General features: G+C 69.4%; 17 protein-coding genes. 4 read left to right on the top strand and 13 right to left on the bottom strand.

Annotated features, from left to right (window positions below):
- Positions 1-3: 3 nt before the first annotated feature.
- Positions 4-834 (bottom strand): M55 family metallopeptidase, encoded by an 831-nt coding sequence (locus tag OG555_RS20175; RefSeq protein WP_329484459.1) that lies wholly within the window; start codon positions 832-834, stop codon positions 4-6.
- 25 nt (positions 835-859) lie between these two features.
- Here OG555_RS20175 and OG555_RS20170 point away from each other — a divergent pair, with 25 nt between their 5' ends.
- Entirely contained in the window at positions 860-1,651 is a 792-nt protein-coding gene (locus tag OG555_RS20170; RefSeq protein ID WP_329484458.1) for a helix-turn-helix transcriptional regulator, read from the top strand.
- On the opposite strand, the gene OG555_RS20165 is transcribed toward OG555_RS20170, so the two are convergent.
- The 7 genes from OG555_RS20165 to OG555_RS20135 all read right to left on the bottom strand — a co-directional run bounded on the left by OG555_RS20165 (position 1,623) and on the right by OG555_RS20135 (position 10,370).
- Positions 1,623-1,859 carry an SCO4848 family membrane protein gene (locus tag OG555_RS20165; RefSeq protein WP_329484457.1) on the bottom strand — a complete coding sequence of 79 codons (237 nt, stop codon included), beginning with the start codon at positions 1,857-1,859 and terminating at the stop codon, positions 1,623-1,625. The two genes, OG555_RS20170 and OG555_RS20165, sit on opposite strands and share 29 nt — an antisense overlap.
- 158 nt (positions 1,860-2,017) lie before the next feature.
- Positions 2,018-4,774, bottom strand: coding sequence for an AAA family ATPase (locus OG555_RS20160; RefSeq protein ID WP_329484456.1), 2,757 nt, complete (start codon positions 4,772-4,774; stop codon positions 2,018-2,020).
- Positions 4,775-5,417: 643 nt separating this feature from the next.
- Entirely contained in the window at positions 5,418-6,137 is a 720-nt protein-coding gene (locus OG555_RS20155) for a FadR/GntR family transcriptional regulator (protein WP_329484455.1), read from the bottom strand.
- Between the two features lie 9 nt (positions 6,138-6,146).
- The gene (locus OG555_RS20150; RefSeq protein ID WP_329484454.1) at positions 6,147-6,926 is read right to left on the bottom strand and encodes a 3-oxoacyl-ACP reductase; all 780 of its coding nucleotides are present in this window, start codon (positions 6,924-6,926) and stop codon (positions 6,147-6,149) included.
- On the bottom strand, positions 6,927-8,273 hold the full coding sequence (locus OG555_RS20145) for an aldehyde dehydrogenase family protein (protein ID WP_329484453.1): 1,347 nt from the start codon (positions 8,271-8,273) through the stop codon (positions 6,927-6,929).
- Complete coding sequence (locus tag OG555_RS20140) at positions 8,270-9,031, bottom strand: gamma-glutamyl-gamma-aminobutyrate hydrolase family protein (protein ID WP_329484452.1); 762 nt, start codon at positions 9,029-9,031, stop codon at positions 8,270-8,272. The genes OG555_RS20145 and OG555_RS20140 overlap by 4 nt, the downstream gene beginning before the upstream one ends.
- The gene (locus tag OG555_RS20135) at positions 9,012-10,370 is read right to left on the bottom strand and encodes a glutamine synthetase family protein (RefSeq protein ID WP_329484451.1); all 1,359 of its coding nucleotides are present in this window, start codon (positions 10,368-10,370) and stop codon (positions 9,012-9,014) included. The genes OG555_RS20140 and OG555_RS20135 overlap by 20 nt, the downstream gene beginning before the upstream one ends.
- 188 nt (positions 10,371-10,558) lie before the next feature.
- Between OG555_RS20135 and OG555_RS20130 the strand changes: the two genes are divergently transcribed.
- Complete coding sequence (locus tag OG555_RS20130; protein ID WP_329484450.1) at positions 10,559-11,533, top strand: zinc metalloprotease; 975 nt, start codon at positions 10,559-10,561, stop codon at positions 11,531-11,533.
- Positions 11,534-11,579: 46 nt separating this feature from the next.
- Positions 11,580-12,713, top strand: coding sequence for a D-alanyl-D-alanine carboxypeptidase family protein (locus tag OG555_RS20125; RefSeq protein WP_329484449.1), 1,134 nt, complete (start codon positions 11,580-11,582; stop codon positions 12,711-12,713).
- 3 nt (positions 12,714-12,716) lie between these two features.
- Here OG555_RS20125 and OG555_RS20120 read toward each other — a convergent pair whose 3' ends face one another.
- The 3 genes from OG555_RS20120 to trpS are packed head-to-tail and all read right to left on the bottom strand — an operon-like array spanning position 12,717 to position 15,392.
- A complete protein-coding gene (locus OG555_RS20120; protein ID WP_329484448.1) occupies positions 12,717-13,757 on the bottom strand; it encodes a YihY/virulence factor BrkB family protein in 1,041 nt (346 codons plus the stop codon).
- 59 nt (positions 13,758-13,816) lie between these two features.
- Entirely contained in the window at positions 13,817-14,329 is a 513-nt protein-coding gene (locus tag OG555_RS20115; RefSeq protein ID WP_329484447.1) for a 2'-5' RNA ligase family protein, read from the bottom strand.
- Between the two features lie 7 nt (positions 14,330-14,336).
- Positions 14,337-15,392: a tryptophan--tRNA ligase gene (gene trpS / locus OG555_RS20110; RefSeq protein WP_329484446.1), complete on the bottom strand. Its 1,056-nt coding sequence runs from the start codon at positions 15,390-15,392 to the stop codon at positions 14,337-14,339.
- 72 nt (positions 15,393-15,464) lie between these two features.
- On the opposite strand from trpS, the gene OG555_RS20105 reads away from it, so the two are divergent.
- Positions 15,465-16,010: an alpha/beta hydrolase gene (locus tag OG555_RS20105; protein ID WP_329484445.1), complete on the top strand. Its 546-nt coding sequence runs from the start codon at positions 15,465-15,467 to the stop codon at positions 16,008-16,010.
- 1 nt (position 16,011) lies between these two features.
- On the opposite strand, the gene OG555_RS20100 is transcribed toward OG555_RS20105, so the two are convergent.
- Both OG555_RS20100 and ngcE read right to left on the bottom strand, forming a co-directional pair.
- Positions 16,012-16,413 carry a hypothetical protein gene (locus OG555_RS20100; RefSeq protein ID WP_329484444.1) on the bottom strand — a complete coding sequence of 134 codons (402 nt, stop codon included), beginning with the start codon at positions 16,411-16,413 and terminating at the stop codon, positions 16,012-16,014.
- 96 nt (positions 16,414-16,509) lie between these two features.
- Positions 16,510-17,856: an N-acetylglucosamine/diacetylchitobiose ABC transporter substrate-binding protein gene (ngcE, locus tag OG555_RS20095; RefSeq protein ID WP_329484443.1), complete on the bottom strand. Its 1,347-nt coding sequence runs from the start codon at positions 17,854-17,856 to the stop codon at positions 16,510-16,512.
- Positions 17,857-17,867: the final 11 nt, after the last annotated feature.

Genomic DNA, 17,867 nt, shown 5'->3' with positions numbered 1-17,867 from the left:
AGTTCAGCAGTACGGCGGGTTCGAGGTGACGGCGGTCGCCACGCGGAGGAAGAGGTTGAAGAGCCGGTAGAGGTGGAGCATGTCGCCCTCGACGGCGACCGTGCGGTCGTCGCGGCGGGTGACGCCGGGGATGGCGGTCAGGTGGGAGGCGACGGAGGCCGATTGCCAGCGGACCGCCAGGTGACGGGTCGTGGCCAAGTCGGTGGTGATGCCGGGGAGATTGCGGAGGGCTTCGGTGGTGGAGGCTTCGATCGCGGCGCGGGCCTCGGCGACGGGAACCAGTTGGGCGGCGAAGCGATCCCTGGCGAACTTGACCGGGACGGTGGCGACCGCCGGGTCCCACGCCTTCATCTCGGCGCAGGCGGTGTCGTCGCCGGTGAGGAGCGCGACCGGTACGCCGTACGCGGACGAGGCGGCGTGGAAGAGGCCGATCTCGCCGGTGGGGTCGTCGTCCAGCCAGATGTCCTCGATCTCGTGGCCCATGAAGCTGTGGCTGAGGACGCCGAGGACGCCGGCGCGGGCGTGGAAGCCGACACAGAGGACGGCGTCGTACTCGCCGGTCAGGCCCTCGATCATGCCCATCGGCTTCGGCCGGCCCTTGATCAGCGTGGCGCGCGGGTCGAGCAGGTCCGGGAGGATGTTGCGCATCGGGCCGTGGGCGTCGTTCACCAGGACGGCCGTCGCGCCCGCGTCGTACGCGCCCCGGACGGCGGCGTTCACGTCCTCGGTCATCAGCACGCGGCCGCGTTCGTAGTCCCGGCCGGGCGGCTGGACGTCCTCCGCGTCGACGAGTCCGGTGATGCCTTCCATGTCCGCGCTCAGGTAAACCTTCACGGGACGCAAGCGTATGTTCTTAGGTATGAGCGGCGGCGCTGAGGTCCGGGCGTGGCGGCCCGGGCTGAGTGGGGTCGTCGAGGTCCTGCACGCGCATTTCCGGTCGCATGCGTACCCGAGTCACACCCACGACGCGTGGACCGTGCTGATCGTCGACGAGGGCGTCGTCCGCTACGACCTGGACCACCGCGAGCACGGCCTGGCCCAGGCACAGGTCTCACTGCTGCCGCCGCATGTGCCGCACGACGGCCGGTCGGTCCGGCCGGAGGGGTTCCGCAAACGGGTGCTCTACCTGGAGCCCGATCGGCTCGGCGACGGTCTGATCGGCGCGGCCGTCGACCAGCCCGAGTACGTCGATCCGCTGCTCAGGCACCGGCTTCACCAGTTGCACGGCGTGCTGCTCGACGGCAAGGAGGACCTGGAGGCGCAGAGCCGGCTGACGCTGATCGAGGAACGCCTCACCCAGCACCTCCGCCGGAACGTGCTCGATCCGCCTGATCGGAGCGATCCCACGGTCGCCTCGCGGCTGCGCGACGTACTGGATGCCAACGTGCCGGCCGGGATCACACTGGATGACGCGGCCAAGTTGGTGCACGCGCATCCGGCCCATCTGGTCCGGGCGTTCAGCCGGGAGTTCGGGATGCCGCCGCACCGGTACCTGACCGGGCGGCGGGTGGACCTGGCGCGACGGTACCTGCTCGACGGCTTTCCGGCCGCCGAGGTCGCCGCGCTGGCCGGCTTCTACGACCAGTCCCATCTGAACCGGCACTTCCGGAAGATGCTCGGGGTCACACCGTCGAGTTTTGTGAAGCGTTGACCCGGGACGCCTTGTAGGCCCGGACACCCCAGGTGCCGAGCAGGGCAGCGATCAGCAGGTTGACGATGATCAGGATCGTGTGGGCGACGTAGTACCCGGTCGGACGGCCTTCGGTGTCGGCCAGCGCCTTGATGAAACGCAGGTAGGTGACCACGTTCCAGACCGCGATGCCGAGCAGGATCAGTGCGTGCTTGCGTTCGAGTTTCACCTGCTCATTGTCCCCGACCGTGAGAACGGGGCGGCCGCGCCTCACTCGGTCGCCCCGCCGGAGCGGAGATCTCACCCCACCGACCCTCGTCCATGGCTCGTCGAGCAGCAAGACATCGCAAGCTACTCACGGGTCACCACAAGGGTTTCCCTGCGGACTCAGGGGCTGGGGCGGTCGACCATCCGGAGGAGCTGGGTGCGGTTGGCGACACCGAAGCGGCGGTAGAGGCGGGTGAGCTGGGACTCGACCGCCTTCACCGACAGGTAGAGCGCGGCGGCGATCTCGCGGTTCGTGGAGCCGTCGCGGACCATCGCGACGATCTGCTGCTCGTTGTCGGTCAGCTCCGACGGCTGCCGGCTGCGGCTCGGTACGTCGAGGCGGGCGAGCTCGGTCTCGGCGACCTCGCGCCACGCGGGAGCGCCGTACGCCTCGAACTGCTCGATCGCGTCCAGGAACGCCGTCCGCGCGACCGAACGGCGGCGCGCCTGCCGGGCGACCCGCCCGCGGGTGAGCTCACAGCGGGCCAGGTCCAGCGGGTACACGCGGTCGCCCGCCGTACTGATCGTTTCCTCCAGCAGGTCCAGGGCCGCGGCCGGATCGCCCTGCTTGGCGATCAGCAGCGCCTCTGACCGGGCCAGCCCGACCCGCACGACCGCACGGTCCAGGTTGTCCGCGCGGGTCCGGATGTCGGCGATCAACGCGGCGGCGTCCTCCAGCCGGCCGGCCGCGACGAGCGCCTCCGCGTAGTCCGCGTGCCACGGGATCACCGCCGGGTCGAACGGCATCGCCGCCTCCCCCGACTGCGCGATCGCGTCGAACGACTCCACCGCACGCTGCGGATCCCCGGTCAGTACGGCGATCAGCCCGAGGCTGGCCAGCGCCGGGCCGGTCCATTCGTCGTTCCCGACCAGCCGGACACCCTCGAGCGCCGCCTCCGCCAGCTGGCGACCCATCGCCGCCGCGCCACCGGCCCACTCGGCGCGGCTCGCGATGATCATGCCGACCTCGGCCTCTTCGCCGATGTCCTGCATCAGCTGGTAGCACTCGTGCCCGGCGGCCAACGCGTCCGCGCCGCGCCCGCTGCGCTCGTAGATCGCGGTCGCGGAGATCAGTACGGACGCCAGCCACCGCATCGCGCCGTTGTCGCGGACCTCGTCGACCAGTGCGGTGATCGCGGCGATCGCCTCGTCCGTGCGGCCGCGGAACAGTTCCCGCATCGCGGCCATCTGCCGCGCGTTCACCACGGTCTTGGTCAGTGGCAGCCCACCGGCCAGCTCGGCGGCCTGCTGCAGCAACGCGTCCGCGGTCTGCTCGGCGTCGCGCGCGATCTGCACCGAGCTCGCGGCGCTCAGCGCGTCCACCAGCGCCTCGGTGTCACCGGACGCGCGGGCCAGAGCCTCGGCGACGCGCGCGTCCTCCTGCGCCTCGTCGAGCCGGCGATCGAAGTACTCGCTGTGGCTGCGCATGATCCGCACCCGCGCCTCGAGCCGCTGGTCGCCGAGTGACGCCTGGAAGGCCTCGTCCAGCAGCTCGACGCGACGGTCCCGGTCCGGCCAGGCCGCGTCCGCCAGCAGCAACAGCGCGAGCACCTTGTTCTCCGGCGTGGTCGCCGCCTGGACGGCGAGCCGCGCCATGTCGGCCGACTCGGCGAGATGACCGGCGGCCGCGGCGTCGTCAGCGGCCCGGGTCAGTCGTCGGGCCCGCTCGTCCGGCAGGGTGATCGGCGTACGCTCCGCCGCCAGGCGCCACAGCGTCGCGGCAGCACCGGGCGCACCCCGGCCGGCTGCGACCGTGGCGGCCTCTTCGATCGTGGCGGCAAGCTCGGGGTCGGCCTCCTGGGTCGCGAGCGCGCGGTGGGTCGCGTTCTCCACCGGTTCGTCGACCACGGCCGCCAGCTGGGCGTGGGCCTGGCGACGGGATGCTGACGTGGCTTCGGCGTACACGAACTCCCGGAGCAGCGGGTGGGAGAACCGCAACCGCTCGGAGGAGACGTCGATCAGTCCGAGCGCCTCCGCCTCCGCGAGCTCGGTGTCGATCGGCCGGTCCAAGGACTGTGCGAGCTGAGTCGTGGTCGGGCGTGGCGACGACGCTGCGTGCAGGAGGAGCTCGTGCGTGGCGGGGCTGAGGTCGGACAGGCGGTCGCCGAGCAGGGTCTTGAGCCGGCTCGACACCGGCAGCGGGTCGTTGGGCGAGACGCCTTCCGGATGACGCAGTACGGCGCGACCGAGCTCGAGCGCCATGAACGGGTTGCCGGCGCTCGCGGTGAAGATGCGCCGCGCCGTACGAACCGGGAGCGGGCTGGACAAGCGCTGCCGGAGCAGGCCGAGCACGTCGGGCTCGGTGAGCGGCGGGACCTCCAACTGGAGGACCGGCTCGGGGCAGGCCTCGGCCATCATCGGGAGGTCGCCGTCAGCCACCTGCTCGGTAGCGAGCATATGCACGCCCTCGGACAGTCGCCGGGCACAGAACGTCAGCACTTCCAGGCTCGACGGATCCACCCACTGGATGTCGTCCACGACGAGCAGGACCGGTCCGCCCGCGGCCAGACGGCGGAGGACATGCAGTACGGCGAGGCGCACGGCCAGCTCGTCACGGACGGTGTCGGGCGCGCTGGCCTTGAGCAGGGCGACCTCGAGCGGCTGGCGCAGGTGGTCGGGCAGCACCTGCCAGGCGAGCTCGAGCTGGTTGGAGAGGAGGTCGAGGAGGGTGACGTACGGGAGGCCGGCTTCGGACTGGGACGGTGCGGCGCTGAGAATCCGGCAGCCGGCCCGGGCCCGGTCCGCGACGAGGGCGCGGCCGAGGGCCGACTTGCCGATCCCGGTCGGGCCGTAGAGCAGCACACTGCCGCTGGTCTCGAGCTGCTTGTTCGCACGCTCGACCAGCCCGGCGCGCCCGACCAGCTCGTCGTCAGTCATCGATCCACCACAAACTCCTCGAAGGTTTACCCTCGCCGATTATCACAGTGAACGACCGTCCGACACGGCGAGTGTCACATGAGGAAACCATCCCGTCACCATCCTGTCACCCGTCGCTGCCCAGATCAGAGCAGTCAGGGCGGCACGATCGTGCCGGGGCACTGATGGCCCACGCGGTCGCGACAAAGTTCAACCGCCTGCCGCGCAAGACCACGACAAGCGGTTGAAAGTTGCTGGTCCACCTGGATTCGAGCCCGCGAACCTCGGACCCGACTCGCCCCGCTGCCAGCCGCCCTGCGGAGCTGAGCACCTGGCCGAGCGTCGGGGGCTCGGACAGGAAATGGTGGCCTGGGACTGGTTATTTCCTGTCCGAGGCCCCGACGCCCCGGCCTCACCCCCGACACCTGGCCAACCGCAGGCGACCAGCGGTCCGCCCGACCGAGGCCGACCTGGGCGGCCTGCGCGGCCGCGCTGGGCGGGCGGGGCCGGGCAGGGCCCGGCGTTGGGGGCTTGGACAGGAACTGGTGGCCTGCGACTGGTTATTTCCTGTCTCGGGCCCCGTTGTCCTGGCCCAGGTCCCGAGAGCCGGCCGGCGGGAACAGCAAACAGCCGCGCGAGGAACGTCGGAGGGGTTGTCGAGGAATCAGGCGAGGAAGGCTCTCAGCAGGGCGGCCGTCCCGGACAGGTGCTCCTGCATCGCGCGCCGCGCCGCCTCGGGATCGTCGGCGAGGATGGCGTCGACGATCGCCTGATGCTGGTCGTTCGAGTGCTGGATATTCCTTTCCAGCAAGGGGATCGCGTCCAGGAGTTCGTTCAGGCGCATGCGAACGTCGGCGGTTGCGGACGTCAGCGACGGTGAGCCGGTCACCTCCGCAATGGCCAAATGCAGCCGGGAGTCGAGGCGGCGGTAGTCGGCCAGTGTCGCGGCGGACGTCTCCGCCAGGCAGCGGCACAAGTGCTCCCGCTCGGCCTCCGACAACGCCCGCGCGGCGGCGGCTTCGGCGGCACCGGTTTCGAGCGCGGAACGCAGTACGAGCGCGTCGTCCAGCCCATCGCCCAACTCTCGAGCCAGACGTTTCGCGGGTGTACGTCGGGGCTTCGGCAGGTGCTCGTTGACGAAGGTTCCGCCGTACCGGCCGCGCCGGGACTCGACGTACCCGGCCTCGGCGAGCGCGTGGATCGCCTCGCGGAGGGTGACCCGGCTGACGTTCAGGCGGGCGGCCAGGTCGCGTTCGGACGGCAGCCGGTCGCCCGGGACGACGACGCCGAGCTTGATTGCCTGCAGCAACCGCTCGACCGCCTCCTCGAACGGGTTCCCGGTCCGCACCGGCCGGAACACCGCGTCGTCTGCCTGGCCAATCATGATCTCAGCCTAGAGCGGAGTCACATAGGCGCCTGAGATTCCTCCGTCGACGAGGAAGGTGTTGGCGGTGATGAAGGAGGCGTCGTCGCTGGCCAGGAAGGCGACCGCGGCCGCGATCTCCTCCGGCTCCCCGAACCGGCCCATCGGGACGTGCACCAACCGGCGCTGCGCCCGCTCCGGGTCCTTCGCGAACAGCTCGGTCAGCAGCGGCGTGTTCACCGGTCCCGGGCAGAGCGCGTTGACCCGGATCCCCTGCCGGGCGAACTCGACCCCGAGCTCGCGGCTCATCGCCAGTACGCCGCCCTTGGACGCGGAGTACGAGATCTGCGACGTGGCCGCGCCCATCACCGCGACGAACGACGCGGTGTTGATGATCGAGCCCCTGCCCTGCCGTTGCATGTAAGGGATCGCGGCCTTGCAGCACAGATACACCGAGGTCAGGTTGACCTCCTGGACCTTCCGCCACGCCTCCAGCCCGGTGTCCAGGATCGAGGCGTCGTCGGGCGGCGAGATGCCCGCGTTGTTGAACGCGATGTCCACGCTGCCATAGGTGTCGAAGGCCTGCTTGAACAAGTTGTCCACCGCGGCCGCGTCGGTGACGTCGGTCGCGACGAACAGCCCGCCGGCCTCGTCCGCAGCGGCTTTGCCGGCGGCGGGGTCGAGGTCGCCGACCACGACCTTGGCTCCCTCGGCGGCGAGCCGCCGTACCGTGGCCAGGCCGATCCCGCTCGCGCCGCCCGTCACCACCGCGACGCGACCCTCGAGCCGGCTCGCCTTCACGTCACTCATTCAGTCCTCCGTGCTGATGAAGATGTTCTTGGTCTCGGTGAACGCGGCCAGCGCGTCCGGACCGAGCTCGCGGCCGAGCCCGGACTGCTTGTAGCCGCCGAACGGCGTCGAGTACCGGACCGACGAGTTCGAGTTGACCGACAGGTTGCCGGCCTCGACGCCGCGGCTCACCCGCAGCGCGCGGCCGACGTCCCGGGTCCAGATCGAGCCGGACAGCCCGTACTCGCTGTCGTTCGCGATCCGCACGGCGTCCGCCTCGTCCGTGAACGGGATCACCGCGACCACCGGCCCGAAGATCTCCTCCCTGATCGCCCGGTCGCCGGCAGCTGCGAGGACGGTCGGTGGGAACCAGAACCCAGGGCCAGTCGGCGCCGTCCCTTGGATCGCTGGATTGTCGACAAACGACGCGACCCGCTCGAGCTGACCTCGGGAGATCAACGGCCCCATCTCCGTCAGCGGATCACTCGGGTCCCCGACCTTGAAGCTCTTCACCGCCGGCTCGAGCAACTCCATGAAGCGGTCGTACGCCGACCGCTCGACCAGGATCCGCGATCGCGCACAACAGTCCTGCCCGGCGTTGTCGAACACGCCGTACGGCGCCTGGGCCGCGGCCTTCTCGAGATCCGCGTCGGCGAAGACGATGTTGGCCGATTTCCCCCCGAGCTCCAGCGTCACCCGCTTCACCTGGTCGGCACAGCCCGCCATGATCTGCTTCCCGACCACGGTCGACCCGGTGAAAACCACCTTGCGTACGGCGGGATGCGTGACGAACCGCTGTCCGACGACGGTGCCCTTGCCCGGCACGACCTCGAACACACCCGGCGGCAGCCCTGCCTCCAACGCCAACTCGCCGATTCTCAGAGCGGTCAACGGTGTGAGCTCGGCCGGCTTGAGGACAACAGTGTTGCCAGCGGCAAGGGCCGGGGCGAAACCCCAGCCGGCGATGGGCATCGGGAAGTTCCACGGCACGATCACGCCGACCACACCGAGCGGCTCCTGGAAGGTGATATCGATGCCCCCGGCAACAGGTATCTGCCGGCCGAACAGGCGTTCCGGCGCGGCCGAGTAATACGTGAGCACGTCGCGGACGTTGCCCGCTTCCCAACGGGCGTTGCCGATGGTGTGGCCGGCGTTCTCGACCTCCAGCGCGGCGAGGTTCTCCAGATCGGCGTCGACCGCGTCGGCGAACCGGCGGAGCAGCCGGCCACGATCCGCCGGGGTGACGTCCCGCCAGGTTTCGAAGGCCTTGGCGGCACGGGCGATCGCCTCGTCCGCCTCCTGCTCGGTGGCCAGGGCGATCGTGCGGACCACTTTCTCGGTGGCCGGGTTGATCACGTCGTACGTCATGCTGTGCTCCTGGTTGCGGCGATCAGTGCGGTGAACAGCCGCAGATCATCGGGGTTCTCCTCCGGGTGCCACTGCACTCCGAGGGCGAACGCGTGGCCGTCCACCTCGACCGCCTCGACGGTCCCGTCACCGGCCCGGGCGGTGACGGTCAGGCCCGGCGCGAGTACGTCGATGGCCTGGTGGTGGTAGCAGCGCACGCCGGCGCGGTCGCCGAGGATCCGGCCTGCGAGCGAGTCGGGCTCGAGCTTGACCTCGGTCGTGCCGAAGACCGCGGGCGAAGGGCGGTGCTCGTCGTGCGTGATCACGTCGGGCAGGTGCTGGTGCAGCGTCCCGCCGAGCGTGACGTTGAGCATCTGCAGACCGCGGCAGATCGCGAGCAACGGGAGATCCCGGTCGAGTGCGCCCTGGATCAGCGTGCGCTCATGCTCGTCCCGGCCGGGCCTGGTGTCGACCGTTTCCGGATGCGGCGTCGCGTCGTACGACGCTGGATCGACGTCGCACCCGCCGGCGACGATCAGGCCGTCGAGGAGATCCAGGACGGTCGGATCGGTCCCGACTGGCGGCAGTAGCAGCGGCACCCCTCCGGCCGCGGCCACCGCATCCAGGTAGACGCGCGGCAGCAGCGCGGCGTCACGCTCCCAGATCCCCCAGATCGTCGGCTCCAGGTATGTCGTGATGCCGATCCTCGGATTGCCGACGGTCCTGTTGTCGACGGGTTGATTGTCGACAACAGGACGATCAGAGTCGTTCGAAGCCACGGATCCGCTCCCAGTCGGTGACGGCGGCGTCGTACGCGTCGAGCTCGACCCGCGCGGTGTTGGTGTAGTGGTCGACCATCTCGTCGCCGAACGCCTCCCGGGCGAGCTTCGAGCCGGTGAACAGCGCGGCCGCCTCGCGCAGCGTGGACGGGACGTGGTCCTTGTCGGACTCGTACGCGTTGCCCGCCAGCAGCGGCTCGAGGTCCAGCTCGTTCTCGATGCCGTGCAGGCCGGAGGCGATGATCGCGGCGACCGCGAGATACGGGTTCACGTCGCCGCCGGGGAGGCGGTTCTCCACCCGGAGCGAGTCGCCGTGACCGACCACGCGGAGCGAGCAGGTCCGGTTGTCCAGCCCCCAGGCGACCGTGGTCGGCGCGAAGCTGCCGCGGACGAAGCGCTTGTACGAGTTGATGTTCGGCGCGAGCAGATAGGTGAACTCGGGCAGGCACGCGAGCTGGCCGGCGATGAACCGCTCCATCAGCTCGGAGAACCCGTGGTCCCGGTCGCCCGCGAGTACGGCGTCACCGTCGGTGGAGCGGAAGCTGAGGTGGATATGACACGAGTTGCCCTCGCGTTCGTCGTACTTCGCCATGAAGGTCAGGCTCTTGCCGTGCTTCGCGGCGATCTCCTTCGCACCGGTCTTGTAGATCGAGTGGTTGTCGCAGGTCACCAAGGCCTCGTCGTACCGGAAGGCGATCTCGTGCTGGCCGAGGTTGCACTCCCCCTTCGCGGACTCGACGTACAGGCCGGCGCCGGTCATGGCTTTGCGGATGTCTCGCAGCAGTGGTTCGATCCGCGCGGTGCCGAGGAGGGAGTAGTCGACGTTGTACTGATTCGCCGGGGTGAGGTCGCGGTAGCGCTTGTCCCAGGCCGACTCGAACGTGTCGTCGAAGACGATGAACTCCAGCTCGGTCCCGACGTACGCCCTCAGATTCTTCTCGGCCAGGCGCTCCAGTTGCTTCCGCAGCACCTGCCGGGGCGAGGCCACCACGGGCGTCCCATCCAGCCACTGCACGTCACACAGCACCATCGCCGTACCTTCGAGCCACGGCACCAGCCGGAGGGTGTCGAGATCAGGCGCCATCACCATGTCGCCGTACCCCCGCTCCCAGGACGACATCGCGTAACCGCCCACGGTGTTCATGTCCACGTCGACCGCGAGCAGGTAGTTGCACCCCTCGGTCCCGTGCTTCAGCACCTCCTCCAGGAAGTACCGCCCCCCACACCGCTTCCCCTGCAACCGCCCCTGCATATCCGTGATCGCGACGAGCACAGTGTCGACCTGCCCGCGAGCCACGAGATCCCGCAACTCCTGCACACCCAACCTGCCACCGCTCACGACCACTCCCGGCATTCTATTGGTCTACCGTCAGTCCATTGACTCAAGCCTCAGCACAGTTGTCAACGCGGCGTGGTGGTGCCGTGGCACTGTGCGGACAGTGAACGGCTAGGCACTGTGCGGGATCGTGGGGAAGATCTCGGGATTCGGCCGCACCGCCCAAGCGGCCCGATCTCGGAGGACGCACTATGCGGTTTTCACTTCCTTCCCCGCCCCACCGCCCCGGTCCTTTCATCACCCGTCCCCGCGCCCTGGCCGTGTTGATCGCCGGTACGGCGCTCGCGTTCAGCCCACTCGGAGGCCAGGCGACCGCGCAGTTGCCAGCCGACCAGGTGGGGAAGCCGTGTCTCACGCCGGCCGAGGGTCCCTCGGCTCGTGGTGGGTTCGGCGCCGACCACCGGGAGTTGTCGGCGGCCGAGCAGAAGGCGATCGATGCCAAGACGGCGGAGATCCTCAAGGCCAAGGCGGCCCGTGGACTGGCTCCCAAGGCCGGCACGCTGGCTGCGGCGAGCGTTCCGGTCTACGTCCACGTGATGCGGAGCAGCTCCGGCGCCGGCGACGTGACAGCGACCCAGATCAACCAGCAGATCGCCGAGCTGAACCAGGACTACGCCGGCGGCGAGTCGTCGCAGGCCGCGAACACCGGCTTCACGTTCTACCTGGCCGGCACCGACCGGTACGACAACAGCACCTGGCACCGCGACGGCCAGAGCACGACGTACCGGTCACAAACGCGCAAGGGCGGCAAGAACGCCCTGAACATCTGGCTGGTCGACTTCTCCTACCTTGGCATCGCGACGTTCCCGTGGGACTACGCGAGCAACCCGTCGATCGACGGCATCCGGGTGCAGTACAGCTCGCTGCCCGGCGGCTCCGCGACCAACTTCAACCTCGGCAAGACCGCGTCCCACGAGGCCGGCCACTGGTTCGGGCTTTACCACACGTTCCAGGGCGGTTGCACGAGCACGAACGACTCCGTGGCCGACACGCCGGCCCAGAGCAGCGCCAGCAGCGGCTGCCCGACCGGCCGGGATTCCTGCTCACTGCCGGGCGTGGACCCCATCCACAACTACATGGACTACTCCTACGACTCCTGCTACAACCAGTTCACTCCGGGCCAGAGCACCCGCGTCAGCAACATGTGGACTGCCTATCGGGCATGAGACCCGACTGTGACATCTGCCCCAGGCGGCAACTAGAGTGCGGCCGATGCGTTTGCTTCTGACGGGCTGCGCGGCCGCCGCACTGGTGGTCACCGGACCTCTGACAGCGACCGCCGCCGACCAGGGCTCACAAGGCCCGGTCGGCGGCGACCTGCTGACCGCGAAGCCGACGGTCGTCGCCGACGGGGCGGCACCGCCGGCCGTCCAGGCGTCCGCGTACGTCGTCGCCGACCTCGACACCGGCGCCGTACTGGCCGCCAAGGCACCGCATGCCAAGCTGCGGCCCGCCAGCACGCTCAAGACCCTGACGGCCCTGGTCCTGCTGCCACGGCTGAAGAAGACCGACCAAGTAGTCGGTACAGATGCCGACGCCGGGATCATCGGCAGCAAGGTCGGTGTCTACCCGGGACTGACGTACACGGTCGACCTGCTCTTCCAGGGCATGTTCCTGGCCTCCGGGAACGACGCGGTGCACGCACTGTGCGCGCACGACCAGGGCGGCATACCGGCGACCATCCAGCGGATGAACCAGAAGGCCGCCGAGATCGGGGCACTCGACACCCACGTGACCGACCCGACCGGCCTCGACGCCGACGGGCAGTACTCCAGCGCCTACGACCTGGCCCTGTTCGCACAGAACGGCCTGGGCCGCCCGGACTTCGCGAAGTATGCGTCGACGAAGTACACGGCCTTCCCGAACGCAGGCAAGGGCAAGGGCACCTACCAGGTCGCGAACCAGAACAAACTGCTGTTCAGCTACGACGGCGCACTGGGCGTCAAGACCGGCTACACCACGCTGGCCCGCAACACGTTCGTCGGAGCGGCCCGACGCAACGGGCACACGCTGGTGGTGACCATGATGAACGCGCCGCACGGCATCACCGAGGACGCCAGCAACTTGCTCACCTGGACGTTCGACAACTACGGCAAGCTCACCCCGGTCGGCAGCCTGGTCAAGCCCGCGGTGAAGCCCAAGTCCGCACCCCAGCCCGCTGACGGCAAGAAGACCGAATCCTCCGGTACGACGCACCCGCCGCGCAGCCGCACAGTCCTGAACCCTGGCCAGGCCGTCCAATCCCTGGCCTTCCGCGTCCCCGCCTGGGCGTACGCCGGCCCGCCCGTACTGCTCCTGGGCCTCTTCCTCCGCCGCCCACGCACCCTGCGCCGGCGCCGGCACTGAGGCCTAACGCCGAAGCGAGCGAGCGGCCCTGCCGACCTGCGCGGCCAGAATGGACACGGTGACGCCCAGGACTGCACCGGCGGCGACCGCCACCGTGTCGGCTTTCCGCTGCGGCACCGGCACCACCTTGTAGCGCTTCCCAGGCGGCCCCAGCAGCAGCGGCTCCTCGACCGGCTCTGGCTCCACCGGCTCCGGCTCGGGCTCGACCTCGCCCGGAGCACGGGCGTCCAGGGTCGCCTCCTTGGTCCACGCCGCGATGACCATGATCGCGCGCGTCAGCAGGTAGATCCACACCAACAACGCCAGCGGCAGGGCCAGAGTGCCGTACGCCGCGTTCGTCCCGATGACGTGGGTCACATACAGACTGCCGAGCTTCTGCGCGAGGTAGTACAGGATGCCGCCGGCCAGTGCTGCGATCAGCGCGACCTTCCCCGGCAGGATGATCCCCGGCAGGGCCGTCTGCAGGTAGAGGATCAGGATGGCACCTGTCACGATGCCTAACACGACGCTGCAGACGGTCAGAAAGCTCCCGTCCAGATTCGTCCGGTCGACGATCCGCTGCGTCAGCGCGGACAGAACCGACGAGACACCGGTGGAAATCAAGGCGATCAGGCCCAGACCGACGAGGGCGACGAAGTCCCAGAGCTTGACCACCACGAAGTTGCCGGGCTGGTCGTCCAATTCGTGCATCGACCGGATCGAGGCCCGCATCGAGTCGATCCAGCCGAGCCCGGCGAACAGCAGCGCGACAGCGGAGATCAGTCCGATGGTGCCGGCGTGGGCGATCAGCGAGTCGATGTCGATCTGGTTGTCGATGCCGGGCAGGTTCTGGTGCAGAGTGTCCTTCAGCGTGTCGACCGCTTCGTCGCCGAGCAGCACACCGGTGATCGCCGCGGCCAGCACGATCAGCGGGAACATCGACAGGAACCCGAAGAAGGTCGTTGCCCCGGCCAACCGGTTGCCCCGGCAGTTGCCGTACCGCTGCCAGGCCCGCCACACCTGGGTCTTGCCGAACCACTGCCACGCCGCCTTGATGATCCCCATACCGCTCCTGTACCCGAGAGTGCCGGGCCTAGCCTGCCAGCCGGCTAGGTCGCCGTGGATTAGGTTGCCAGTGGGAAGGCACGCTGCGGCCGCCACACGCCGTCGGCGCCGTGCTCGTAGCGGCTGAAGAACTCGACGTCGAACGAGCAGTCGTATTCGGCCAGGGCGTCGTACGCACGGTCCAGCGCATCCTTGTCCAGGTCATGGGCGACGGTGACATGGGGGTGGTACGGGAACCGCAGCTCGACCTCGAGCGGGCCGGACCGGACCTGGGACTGCAGCACCTCGCAGGACGAGATGCCCTCGGCCAGCGGGACGAACACGACCGGCGAGATCGGCCGGAAGGTCGCCGTACCGCGCAGGCGGATCCGGAAGCTCGGGAACCGGGCGGCCACCGCGAGCAGGTGCTCGTCGATCCGGCGCAGGTCGGCGTCGTCGATCTCGGTCGGCGGCAGCAGGGTCACGTGGGTGGGGATCGACGCGGCCATCGGATCGCCGAACTCGGCCCGGTACTTCTGCAGCTCCGAGCCGTAGGGTTCCGCGATCGGGATCGCGACACCGATCGTCGCCATCCGGGGCCTACCGGCCCACTGCCGGACCGGGCACGAAGCCCAGCCGGTCGTAGACCCGTTGCAGGGTCGGCTCGGTGACCGCGCGGGCACGCTCGGCGCCGGCGGCCAGGATCCCGTCCAGCTGCGCCGTGTCGTCGAGATAGCCCAGCGTCTTCTCCCGGAACGGCGTGACGAACTCGACCACGACCTCGGCCAGATCCTTCTTGAAGTCGCCGTACCCGCGGCCGGCGTACTCGTCCTCGAGCTCGCTGATCTTGCGGCCGGTCAGGGCCGAGTAGATGGTCAGCAGGTTGGCCACGCCGGCCTTGTTCTCCGGGTCGAAGACGACGTCGCGGCCGGAGTCGGTGACCGCGGAGCGGATCTTCTTCGCGCTCACCTTCGGGTCGTCCAGCAGGTCGATGATCCCGGCCGGGGACGAGCTCGACTTGCTCATCTTGGCGCTCGGATCCTGCAGGTCCCCGATTTTCGCGGTCTCCTTCACGATGTACGGCTCCGGCAGCCGGAACGTCTTGCCGAACCGGTGGTTGAACCGCTGGGCCAGGTCGCGGGTCAGCTCCAGGTGCTGGCGCTGGTCCTCGCCGACCGGGACGCGGTCGGCCTGGTAGATCAGGATGTCCGCGGCCTGCAGGATCGGGTACGTGAACAGGCCGACCGTGGCACGGTCTGCGCCGCCCTTCGCGGACTTGTCCTTGAACTGCGTCATCCGGCTGGCCTCGCCGAACCCGGTCAGGCAGCCGAGCACCCAGGCCAGCTGGGCGTGCTCGGGCACGTGCGACTGGACGAACAGGGTCGAGCGCTCCGGATCGATGCCGGCCGCGAGCAGTTGCGCGACCGAGCGGCGGGTCCGCTCCCGCAGCGCCTTCGGCTCGTACTCCACCGTGATCGCGTGCAGATCGACGACGCAGTAGAACGCGTCGTGGTCGTCCTGCAGGGCCACCCACTGTCGCAACGCGCCGAGGTAGTTGCCGAAGTGGAAGGAGTCCGCCGTCGGCTGGATCCCGGACAGCACCCGAGGGCGACGCTGGGAACCGGCTGCGGAGGGGTCAGACGCAGCTAGGGACATGCACCCGATTCTGCCAGCGCCTCCAGTCCACGCCACACCGGGGCGGACCACTCGCCCCATAGACTCGGCCCTATGACTTCTCGTACGGCCGTCGTCCTCCCCGGCGGGCAGAACGGCCCGGCCGCTCCGCTGCCGATGTTCGCCTCCGACGCGGCCGAACACCGGGGTGCGAGCGTGCAGCCCGTGTGGTGGGACGAGCCCGATCGCCCGCTCAGCCTCACCGAGGCAGAGCGCGGTCCCTGGGTCCTGCCACAGGCTGCGAAGGCCCTGGCAGCCGCCACCGGCGACGTGCTGCTGATCGGCAAGTCGCTCGGCACTCACGCCTCCGTGCTGGCCGCCGAGCGAGGACTGCCGGCGGTCTGGCTCACACCTGTGCTGACGAGCGACTGGGTGGTCGACGGCCTCCGCCGGTCGACCGCGCCGTTCCTGCTGGTCGGCGGTACGGCGGACCCGTTGTGGGACTCGACTCTCGCTCGTGAGCTCACGCCGTACGTGCTGGAAGTGCCGGAGGCGGACCACGGGATGTATGTGCCGGGCCGGCTCGCGGAGTCGGCTGCCGTGCTGGGCCAGGTGGCCACTGCCGTGGAGGACTTTCTCGACCAGGTCGTCTGGCTCTAGGTCACCAGGACCAGCCGCGGGACGCCAGTTCCTGTTCCTCCAGCCAGCGTTTGGCTTCGCCGCGCTTCAGGTCGCCCTCTTCGGAGACGCCGGCCATCCGGCAGGCCTCGTCGAGGAGGTCGTCGTACGCCGCCTCGAGGGCCATCAGCTTGTGAGCCTTCGCGTACATCCGGGTGGCCTCGACCCGGCGGATCTCCCCGGCGAGATGACCGAGCCTGGTCTGCAGACGCAGGGTGTCGAACGGATCGGGCTCAGGGGCGGGCCGAGGGTGGATCCGCCCCGCGAGACCGTTCACCGACCGCTGCAGACGGCGGCGCCAGCGCGAGGGCGGCGGCTGCGGCAGCAGGAGGTTGAGCAGCACGCAGAGCCCCAGGAACACGAGCAACACCACTACCCACGCCATCGATCTCACCTGCCACCTTCGAGGGTAGTTCGGCGCGCGGCGGACGGCGATAGTGTTTTTGCCCTATCCGGTCGAAGTTAGATTGCCGTAACCCAATCAGTCCCGGTGGTACTTGGTGACTGCTTTGTCTTGTTTGGTTCGGTCGGCGGCGGACTGGATGCGGGCGGTCCATTCGGACAGTTGCAGGCCGCCGGCGAGGAATTGGCCCGTGACCTGGGCGGCGGTTTCGGCGAAGGCGGGGTACCAGCTGTCGAAGTACCACGTGATCACCTGGTCGCCGGCTGCGGTGAGCAGGTCGCGGGCCGAGCGCAGCGCCGTACCGATCTCCAGGCCGTCGGCCGCGCCGCGGACGATCGTGAGCTGGTTGGACTCCGAGGTGACCTGGGCCGCGACGTCCTTCGAGAGTGTGGCCCGCAGGTATTCCAGGCCGCCGGCCTTGTTCTTCGCCTGCTCCGGCACCAGGTACGGCGCGGTCGCCGCGACGTGGAGACCCCGGCCCAGCGCCGCCGACCCGTCCAGGGCTGGTACGCCGATCAGGGTCAGCCCGAAGTTCTGCGGGATCAGCGCCTTCATCTCGTTCTCGAGCCAGTTGCCGCACGGCAGCAGACCGGCCTTCGAGGCCAGGAAGCGCTTCTGCGAGCCGATGTGGTCGAAGCCGGCGCTGCCCGGCGCGATCAGCCCGCGTTTCACGAGCTCGCCGACCGCGGTGATCGCGCGGGTGACGCTCTCGTCCTTCCAGGCGCCGTCGTCGAGGTTGTCGATCCGCTTCACCACGTCGTGGCCGCCGGCCTTGGCGGCGAGGGTGAGCACCATTTCGAGCACGTAGTACGGATGCGCGCCCGCGTAGACGAACGGGCCGAGGCCGGCCGCCTTCATATCGGTGCCGAGGGCAAGCAGTTCCGGCCAGGTGCGGGGCACGTCCCAGCCGTTGCGCTGGAACAGACTGGCCGAGTACCACAGGCCGTACACAGTGGCGACGTAGTTGACGGTCCGCTGGGTCCCGTCGTACTGCCCGGCGTCCAGCATCCCCGGGAGCAGGCTGTCCTCGACCTTCGCGTTCGCGTTGTCCCAGGCCGGTGCGTTGAGCAACGATCGCAGATCCGCCAGCTGGTTCGCCTTCACCAGCCGGCCGAGCTCCAGCGCCTGGTCCCCGGCGCTCAGCACCACATCCGGCGGATTCCCCGCCGCGAACCGCGGCAACAGCGCATTCGCGAGCTGCGCGTTCACCGTCGGCGACACCGTGGCGCTCGCGTACTTCTTCCGGTACGCCGCGGCCGCGAAGCCGCCGTACTCCTCGCCGACCGCGACGTCGACGGGCGCGGATCCGTCGACCATGAACGGGTTGCCGGGCGACGCGGTCGGGGTGCTCGTCGTACCCGACGAGCACCCGCTCAGGACCGCTCCGGCCAGCGCGCTCTGCAACAACGTCCGCCGTGTCAGCATCACGGCACGCT

It is taken from the genome of Kribbella sp. NBC_01484 (assembly GCF_036227145.1).
Lineage (GTDB): Bacteria > Actinomycetota > Actinomycetes > Propionibacteriales > Kribbellaceae > Kribbella.
This window is presented reverse-complemented; position numbering and strand designations above follow the sequence as displayed.